The organism is Ornithinibacillus halotolerans, from assembly GCF_014637405.1.
In the GTDB taxonomy this organism is placed as follows: Bacteria; Bacillota; Bacilli; order Bacillales; family Amphibacillaceae; genus Ornithinibacillus; species Ornithinibacillus halotolerans.
This window is the reverse complement of the sequence record NZ_BMEY01000038.1, coordinates 1-9,373: the sequence shown is the minus strand read 5'-3', so window position 1 is coordinate 9,373 and position 9,373 is coordinate 1. Positions and strand designations below refer to the sequence as shown.

8 protein-coding genes are annotated in these 9,373 nt (G+C 35.8%); 2 read left to right on the top strand and 6 right to left on the bottom strand.

Annotation, left to right across the window (positions count from 1 at the left end; genetic code table 11):
- Positions 1 to 171 precede the first annotated feature (171 nt).
- The 6 genes from lpdA to IEV35_RS19900 all read right to left on the bottom strand — a co-directional run bounded on the left by lpdA (position 172) and on the right by IEV35_RS19900 (position 7,531).
- Positions 172 to 1,578, bottom strand: a complete 1,407-nt coding sequence (gene lpdA, locus IEV35_RS19925; RefSeq protein WP_188386406.1) for a dihydrolipoyl dehydrogenase — start codon at positions 1,576 to 1,578, stop codon at positions 172 to 174.
- A 5-nt stretch (positions 1,579 to 1,583) separates the two neighbouring features.
- Positions 1,584 to 2,867 (bottom strand): dihydrolipoamide acetyltransferase family protein, encoded by a 1,284-nt coding sequence (locus IEV35_RS19920; protein ID WP_188386405.1) that lies wholly within the window; start codon positions 2,865 to 2,867, stop codon positions 1,584 to 1,586.
- Positions 2,868 to 2,890: 23 nt separating this feature from the next.
- Complete coding sequence (locus IEV35_RS19915; RefSeq protein WP_188386404.1) at positions 2,891 to 3,868, bottom strand: alpha-ketoacid dehydrogenase subunit beta; 978 nt, start codon at positions 3,866 to 3,868, stop codon at positions 2,891 to 2,893.
- Positions 3,869 to 3,871: 3 nt separating this feature from the next.
- On the bottom strand, positions 3,872 to 4,915 hold the full coding sequence (pdhA, locus tag IEV35_RS19910) for a pyruvate dehydrogenase (acetyl-transferring) E1 component subunit alpha (protein WP_188386407.1): 1,044 nt from the start codon (positions 4,913 to 4,915) through the stop codon (positions 3,872 to 3,874).
- A gap of 535 nt (positions 4,916 to 5,450) precedes the next feature.
- Positions 5,451 to 6,802 (bottom strand): IS1182 family transposase gene (locus IEV35_RS19905; protein WP_373284790.1). Its coding sequence is split into 2 segments (ribosomal slippage): positions 5,451 to 6,235 and positions 6,235 to 6,802, totalling 1,353 coding nucleotides; the frame shifts between segments, so codons are not numbered across the junction.
- Positions 6,803 to 7,183: 381 nt separating this feature from the next.
- The gene (locus IEV35_RS19900) at positions 7,184 to 7,531 is read right to left on the bottom strand and encodes a hypothetical protein (RefSeq protein WP_188386403.1); all 348 of its coding nucleotides are present in this window, start codon (positions 7,529 to 7,531) and stop codon (positions 7,184 to 7,186) included.
- Positions 7,532 to 7,823: 292 nt separating this feature from the next.
- Here IEV35_RS19900 and IEV35_RS19895 point away from each other — a divergent pair, with 292 nt between their 5' ends.
- Positions 7,824 to 8,147: a hypothetical protein gene (locus IEV35_RS19895; protein WP_188386402.1), complete on the top strand. Its 324-nt coding sequence runs from the start codon at positions 7,824 to 7,826 to the stop codon at positions 8,145 to 8,147.
- Between the two features lie 334 nt (positions 8,148 to 8,481).
- Positions 8,482 to 9,168 (top strand): chymotrypsin family serine protease, encoded by a 687-nt coding sequence (locus IEV35_RS19890; RefSeq protein ID WP_188386401.1) that lies wholly within the window; start codon positions 8,482 to 8,484, stop codon positions 9,166 to 9,168.
- Positions 9,169 to 9,373: the final 205 nt, after the last annotated feature.

The window sequence follows — 9,373 nt, the reverse complement described above, 5'->3', positions numbered from 1 at the left end:
TTATTTGATGTAGTGGTCGGGAAACCAACTATATCTTATCACGAAGAGAGGCCTTTCTTAATTTTAATACCACGCTATAAGCTCTCCGGAACCCCCGGCATAGCCAGGGGTTTTCAAATGACATAAAAAAAGAGTGATGTGTGAGAGAACACACATCACTCTTATTAATGATTATAGTGTATGAATTGGCATACCAAGTGCAACTTCAGCAGCTTCCATCGTAATTTCTCCTAAAGTTGGATGTGCATGGATCGTTAATGCAATATCCTCTGCAGTCATTCCAGCTTCCACAGCTAAACTAATTTCAGAAATCATATCACTAGCATTTGGACCAGCAATTTGACCACCTAAAATTAGGCCATCCTCTTTACGAGTAACTAATTTTAAGAATCCATCTGTTGCATTAAGCGATAATGCACGTCCATTGGCACCAAATGGGAATTTAGCTACTTTTACATCGTAACCAGCATCTTTTGCTTCTTTTTCAGTAAGACCTACAGAAGCTAATTCTGGTTCAACGAAAGCAACTGCAGGCATACCAATGTAGTCAACTTCGGATTTTTCTCCACTAATTGCTTCAGCAGCAATTTTACCTTCATACGAAGCTTTGTGAGCAAGTGGAGCTCCAGCAACAATATCACCAATAGCATAAATGTTAGATACATTCGTACGACATTGCTTATCTACTTTGATAAGTCCTCTTTCGTCTACTTCAATACCAACTTGCTCAAGACCAATTTCACTTGTGTTAGGACGACGACCAACGGTTACAAGTACATAGTCAGCCTCAACAGTTTCTTCTTTACCGCCAACTTCATATGTTACTTTCACACCGTTATCAGTTTCTTCCACACCTTTAGCCATAGCTTCTGTTATAATAGTTGCACCTTTTTTCTTAAGGCCTTTTTTAACAAGCTGTGTCATTTGTTTTTCAAAACCACTTAAAATATCTTTTGCACCTTCAAGGAATACAACCTCAGTACCAAAATTTGCATAAGCTGTTCCTAGTTCACTTCCTACATATCCTGCCCCAATTACAACAAGTTTTTTAGGAATTTCTTTCAGATTTAACGCACCTGTTGAATCCAGAACACGCTCAGAGAATTTAAATGTTGGAATTTCAATAGGTGATGAACCTGTAGCTATGATACAGTTTTTAAACGTATATGTTTGAGAAGTTTTTTCATCCATTACTTTTACTGTATTGGAATCAACAAAATAAACCTCACCATTTACAATATCAACCTTATTACCTTTTAATAAGCTTTCAACACCAGAAGTAAGTTTATTAACAACTGATGCTTTCCATTCTTGCACTTTACCAAAATCAACAGAAACCTTATCGGCTGTAATGCCAAGTGCTTCATTACCATGTGCTTTTTCAAATGAATGTCCAGCTTCGATTAATGCTTTTGATGGAATACAACCTACATTTAGACAAACTCCACCTAAAGCTCCTTTGTCAACAATAGTAACCTTTTGACCTAATTGTGCCGCACGAATTGCAGCAACATATCCCCCTGGTCCTGCACCGACTACTAATGTTTCTAATTCAATTGGAAAATCTCCTACTACCATAACCCCTACGCCTCCATCATGATTAATTGTGGATCATTTAATAAACGTTTGATTTGATTCAAGGCTAATTGAGCTGTAGCACCATCTACAATTCGGTGATCAAAGCTCAATGAAACCGCTAGTACTGGAGCAATTACAATTTCGCCATCACGTACAATAGGCTTCTCAGCAATACGTCCAATTCCCAAAATTGCTGCTTCTGGGTAGTTTATTACTGGTGTAAACCATTGACCACCTGCAGACCCAATATTAGAAATTGTACTTGATGCACCTTTCATCTCATCTGGTGTTAGTTTACCACTTCTAGCTTTTTCTGCCAATTCATTGATTTCAGCTGAAATTTCAAAAATAGACTTGCGATCTGCATTTTTCACAACAGGTACTAATAAACCTTTATCTGTGTCTGCTGCTATACCGATATTGTAATAATGTTTTTGAACAATTTCTTCTGTTGCATCATCAATAGAAGCATTCAGAATTGGATGATTCTTCAATGCAGAAACTAATGCTTTAACAACATAAGGGAGGTACGTTAATTTAATGCCTTGATCAAGTCCAACTTGCTTAAATTTCTTACGGTGCGCTACAAGTGCTGTTACATCAACTTCATCCATTAGTGTAACGTGTGGAGCTTTCGTTTTAGAATTAACCATTGCTTTTGCAATAGCTTTTCTAATTGGGCTCATCTTCTCACGAGTTTCTGGGAAGCTACCTTCTAATACCGGAGCTTTCGCTGTAGCTGTTTCAACCGGAGTATCTTCAGATACTTGAGTAGTAGTTTCAGTATCCGTTTGTCCTCCACTTAGATAACTATCAATATCTTCTTTCGTAATACGTCCATTGTTTCCAGTACCATTTACAAGTTTAATATTAACATTATTTTCACGTGCATATTTACGGACAGATGGCATCGCAATGACACGTTTATTCTCGTCTACAGTCGCATCTGCTTGATTATTATTTGGTGCAACTTCTGTTTTGGGAGATTCAGCTTTTGCCTCTTCATTTACTTCCTCAGGAGCAGACTCTTCACTACCAGTGTCTTCATAACCTTCCGCATCAAAGGATATTAATGTATCTCCAACTACCGCGACTTCGCCTTCTTGTACATGGATTTTCTTAACCGTTCCATCTACCGGTGATGGAATTTCTACGACTGCTTTATCATTTTGTATTTCACAAAGCACATCATCTTCTTTTACTTCTTCGCCTTCTTTTACCATCCATGAAACAATCTCACCTTCGTGGATCCCTTCACCAATATCTGGCAATTTAAATTCAAAAGCCATGTGTATTGCCTCCTATCAATTAATTAGAAATTCATTACCGTGTTAACTTTTTCTATGATGTCATTATAATTAGGTAGCCATACTTCCTCCGCTTCGGAGAATGGGTAAACCGTATCTGGTGCAGCAACACGTAATACAGGAGCTTCAAGATGTAAAATTGCTCGTTCTTGGATTTCAGCTACAACATTCGCAGCAATACCAGCTTGACGTTGTGCTTCTTGTACAACGATTGCACGATTTGTCTTTTTCACTGATTCTAAAATTGTATCAATATCAATTGGTGAAACAGTACGTAAATCAATTACTTCTACATCTATACCATTTTTCTCTAGTTCTTCTGCAGCTTTTAATGATGCATGTACCATCGCTCCATAAGTAACGATCGTTACATCTTTTCCTTCACGTTTTACATCTGCTTTACCAAGTTCGATAGTATATTCGCCTTCAGGTACTTCCCCACGGAATGAACGATATAATTTCATATGCTCTAAGAAAATAACTGGGTCATTATCACGGATTGCAGAGATTAGTAAACCTTTTGCATCATATGGAGTTGAAGGGATTACTACTTTCAATCCAGGTTGTTGAGCCATTAATCCTTCTAGTGAATCAGCGTGTAACTCAGGAGTGTGAACGCCTCCTCCAAACGGTGAGCGCACAGTAATAGGTGCTGCTTTAGTTCCCCCACTACGGTAACGCATACGAGCCATTTGACCACTGATTGAATCGATTACTTCATATACGAAGCCAAAGAACTGAATTTCTGGCACCGGGCGATAGCCTTCTAATGCTAAGCCAATGGCTAAGCCACCAATTCCAGATTCAGCTAATGGCGTATCAAATACACGATCTTCCCCAAATTCTTTTTGAAGGCCTTCTGTTGCACGGAATACTCCTCCGTTTTGGCCAACATCTTCTCCAAATACTAGCACGTTAGGATCATTTTTTAGTTCTACGCGCATAGCATCTGTGATTGCTTGAATCATAGTCATTTGTGCCATTGTTTACTTCGACTCCTTTGCTTTATACTCTTCCATTTGTTCTTGTAGATTATTAGGAAGTGTTTCGAACATATTAGAGATTAATTCCGTAACTTTCATTTTTGGATGTTGGTCTGCTTTTTTAATTGCTTCTTTAATATCTTCTTTTGCTTGTTCAATAACTTGATTTTCTTCTTCTTCTGTCCATAGATTTTTAGACTCTAAAAATTTACGGAAACGAACAAGTGGATCTTTTTTCTCCCATTCAGAATCTAAATCAGCAGAACGATAACGAGTTGGGTCATCACCAGACATCGTATGTGGACCATAACGATACGTAATAGTTTCAATTAACATTGGCCCTTCACCTGCAATTGCACGATCACGAGCATGTTTTGTTGCTGCATATACAGCTAATACGTCCATTCCATCCACTTGAATTCCTTCAATACCAGCAGCAACTGCTTTTTGTGCAAGAGTTTTAGCAGCAGTTTGTTTTTCTCTTGGAACAGAGATAGCAAATCCGTTATTTTGAATGATAAATATATTATTAGCACCATAGGCACCAGCAAAGTTAATACCTTCGTAGAAATCACCTTGTGAACTTCCACCATCTCCAGTATAAGTAATTGCTACATTTTTCTTACCACGCATTTTTAACCCTAAACCAACACCAGCTGCTTGTACATACTGTGCACCAATAATAATTTGTGGTGGAAGTGCATTAACACCCTCTGGCATTTGATTACCATGGAAGTGACCTTTAGAGAATAAAAATGCTTGATATAATGGTAGACCATGCCATATTAATTGTGGTACATCACGGTACCCTGGCAAAATATAATCATCTTTTTCAAGTGCAAAGTGGCTCCCTAATTGAGATGCTTCTTGACCAGCAGTAGGAGCATAGAACCCAAGACGACCTTGACGGTTTAGAGCGATTGAGCGTTGGTCAAGAATACGTGTATAAACCATTCTCTTCATAAGTTCTTTCAAATCATCATCCGATAATTCCGGCATGTCATCTTGATTAACTACTTCTCCATCTTCGTTAAGAATCTGGAACATTTCGAACTGACTTTCAATACTTTCTAATACATGTTTCAAAGTAGTTCACCTCTTCCTTTCTTTTACCCAATATAAATTTATCTTTACTATCATTCCCAAAAGTGAGGAATTTGTACCTATTTGCTTAAAGTTCACTTAAGATGAATTAGCAAATTATGCATACAGCAAATCTGTTACATATTATTTTCAAAAATGACTGGTACAATAATTAATACATTTAAAGTTTAGCGCATATATTCATATTAGGTCAACTACTTTGCTTTATCTTTTTTATTATTTTACGTAATAATTACTCTGTTTGATGCTTAATCAAAGAACTGTTATAGTTTCACATTCAATCTGTATCACTCTTAACGATACTTATGAATACTGTTATAAATTTAAATACAAATCAAAACCACCAGTGTGAACTGGTGGTTTGCAGAGTGTAGAGAAACCCCTAGTTTTCTCTACACTCTTTTATTTTTAGATGAAAAGGTTGTAGGAATAACTGCAATTTATACAATAGTATAATTTAAAAAAGACTCCCAACCACCTAGCCAAGCTTGGCTAGGTGGTTGGCAATCTTTTTGATGTTCTGAGCGGTGGCTGTCATTAACGCCTGCTCTTGAACATTTTCCCTTCCGCGTAACCGGCAATAGCGAAGCCCATGCAGTTCTTTACCGTCTGCAAAGCTTCGCTCAATGGTTTCTTTTCTCTTTTTATACAGCATTTTCCCAGACTTTGATAGTCGATTTTCCCTTATTTGTTCCTTGTAATCTTCCCAAACATGACGGGTGATGACCTTTTGATGATTCTTGGATTTTGTGCATTGGCTTAACAAAGGGCAAGTCGAACACGATTCTGGATTAGATTTATAATGACGATACCCATCACGATCTGTCGTACTATATTTTAGTACTTCTCCATTTGGACAACGATAAGTATCAGTTTCTTTATCATATTTATATTTCCATTTTGGCATTAGTCCTTTGGAAGATTTAAATCTGCGATGTCCAATAACTCCGAAAACATTACGGTCAACCAAACCTTTACAGATTGGGGTTGTAAGGTAACCAGAATCTAACGCAACAGCTTCTACATTAAAACCAAAGCGCTCTCTTTGACGATCTAGGCGCTCTAGGTAAGGAACAGAATCATGAACATTTCCAGCTGTGACATGAACATCCGTTATAATGTTAAATTTTAAATCCGTCGTCCGATGGTCTAAGTAGAAAAATCCTTCTGGTTTTCCTTCCCGATACATATAACCACTTTCTGAATCAGTTGTGCTGACTTTAATTTCTTTGGTTTCACTCACTTCCTCTTTCCTTTTTAGAGGCTTTTTCCATGATTTTTCCGATCCTCTTCAATAGCTTTGTCTAACTCTTCTATGTAAGTTCTCGTTTCTACTTCTACAGTTTCTTTCTCGAACTTTCGTTTATTCGCATTCGCTTTTAAATGGGTTGAATCCGTCATAAGAGCACGTCCACCAACCATACGATGAGATTGGGCTAAAAGAACAATTTGGTCAAAAACATCTTGGAAAACAGGTGTTCCTTTGAAACGTTTCCGGCGATTCCAGCTAATAGTAGAATGATGAGGAACAGGATCTTTAAGCCCCAAACCGAGAAACCAACGGTATGCCACATTCACTTTTATTTCTTTTTCTAGCTGCCTTTCCGATCTGATTCCATAAAGGTAACCAATGAGCATCATCTTAAAAAGGACAATAGGATCAATAGAGGGTCTCCCATTATCCTCACAATAAAATGGACGAACAATATCTAGAATAAAGGAAAAATCAATGTATTTTTCAACTTTTCGAAGTTGGTGATCTTCCGGTACTAATTCCTCAATACATATAAATTCATACTCATTTTGTTTATTATTGTGAGATTGTAACATACCAATGCCCCCCTTAATAATCTACTTATATTATAACAAATTAACGCGGTGAATTGTTGAAGTATTTAGAATATAAAAAAGGCTGTCGAGGGTTTCTCGACAGCCTGACAGCTATTAGCTGGTTTAGTTTAAGTGTTAACTATCACAAGCTTGCCCTCTTATTTATGAATTGTGAGACATTCCAAGAAATATCTTAAATCCATCAAAACTTTATTTGGCTAATACTGTTGATTTAATTCCTTTGTTCATCCAAAGGAAAATTACTTTTTATGATGCATTTTCTAACTATAGATGATGTTACTTTTCTATGGGGAATTCCTTTCCTTCAAACCTGCAATTCATGCTATATTTGTGGCTTATTAACTTCTAATTAAACCTAATTCAATCTATTATTTTAATTATTTTAGCCGTGATTTCATTTATATTTTCTACAATATCCGTTTTGGAAACTAAAGTTACTTCCACTTTTGTGTAATATTCAATGTGTTTTTTAAGTTCGTTAATTTCTATTTCTTCTTCATTTTCATTTAGAATTATGGTTGTGTTAGTTAGATTAACTGGACAGTCATATGCCCAAGCGTCTCCATAACTACCTTTAATAACATCAGTACAACTAACTACTAATAAGTTCTCATCTACTTCTAAAAGTACCCCTGTGAAGGTTTCGACTTTAGAGGAGCAACTAATTAAAACTAATAAAAAAAGCAGTAGAAATATTCTCCTTTTCAAAGTAATAATCTCCTTATTATAAATTAATATACCTGTTTAGTTTACTTCACTGAAATATTATCAGAAAATAATAAATAGAGCAAATTAATTTAATGCACAGGAATTAATTTTACTGAATATATTACTTAAATCTTTCCTACTTTCCGCGTATAAAGTCGATTCATGTCTAATGGAAGGTTTTTTTCCTATTTTATTACCTAATTCGACTCCAACTTTCCCAATAGAGAATATCTCGAAAAATGTTATAATTAAATTGTGAAAATATTGAATAATTGGAAGGATGTGGAGAAAGTTGAAAAAGGTGTTTGTATTGTGTCTTGTATTTCTAGTTTTTAGTTTCATAACAGTAACTACCGTACTTGCTGAGGAATCTCAACAGAATTCACTTTCAAACATGAGCCTAATTGAGAAAAGTGAAAAAGTAGAGGAAAGTAAAAAATTCAGAGAAGAGTTTGGCTTGAATATGAATAATGAACATATTTTGGAAGTTTTACTTTCAAAAAATAGTAGTTATAAATATGGCGTAGCTTTAACCATGGAAGAGGAAAAAGAAATTGATCGGAGAGTCTATAATCAACAAAATATAATTCCATTAATTAAAGAATATATACACTGAAAAAATTGATAGCATCTTTAGTGGTTTATATACCGATCATAATAATGGAGGGGAGATTAATCTCGGTTTTACAAAAGAATTATCTCAGAAAAACAAAAATGATATATTACAAATTGTTGGGAAATTTAATTCTAGTAAAATACATTTCTTTAAATCCGAGTATAATCAAGTAGAGATAGACAATATCCAAAAATCTCTTGAAGAAAAAATTGGTAACAATCATGTTGTTAAAATATCCGATGAGGAAATAAGTGTATCACATATTGGCTATAATATAAAAAAACAAAAGTTTGAGATAGGTATTAAACCTCTAAATGCTAAAAACGAGAAATTAATGAAGGATTATTTTGATAGTGATTTAGTCACTATAGTTGAATATGATGAAATAATAGATAGTAGCAGATCTGCTTATACTAGACCATTGATAACTGGTTTGCATATAAATAAAACTGGTCACTCCGGTGGTTGTACTGGTGCATTTTCTGCCAAAGATAGTTTAAATAGAAAGTATTATATAACTGCTGGTCATTGTGGGAATGATTACCAGCATTTTGATCAAGGCGGTTCATACATTGGTTATTTGTTCTTTCGTAAATACGGAGGTAAAGGTGGCGATGGAGGGGCAATAAGATTAGGTAGTACTATTGGTACAAGTACTTCTATGTATGGTGTAAATAGAAAACTTTGGGCTGTGTCTACCCCACACAATTTTTTTGCTGATAATTGGGGTGATGTTGTATGTAAAACAGGCGCCTATACAGGAATAACCTGTGGCCAAATTGTGAATACATCCTATACTTTCTATATTAATGGCTCAAGGTTTGAGGATATGAGATTAGCTACTTACTCTCAGACAGGTGGGGACAGTGGATCTTTAGTTTATGAAAATTTCGGTAATGATTATGCAGTAATTCACGGGATTAATAAGGGAGTTAATGGCACTGGTCATTCAGTATATACCTATGCTTATAACTTTTTAAGCCACTATAGTCTATCAGCGATAACGGAAAGTGGCTTCTAAATGATAAATATTATTATTTTGATCTTGAAAGTATGTATGTTCGGTATTAGCAGTTACTTGCTCCTAAATCAAATACTTAATCAAAACCACCAGTGTGAACTGGTGGTTTGCTCTGCGGCTTGAAGCCTCTGTTACCGGCCTTGGCCTTAAAGGCCCACTGAATGGTTTCCCCTTACGCACCACATCCACGCACTGATTCTAAAGA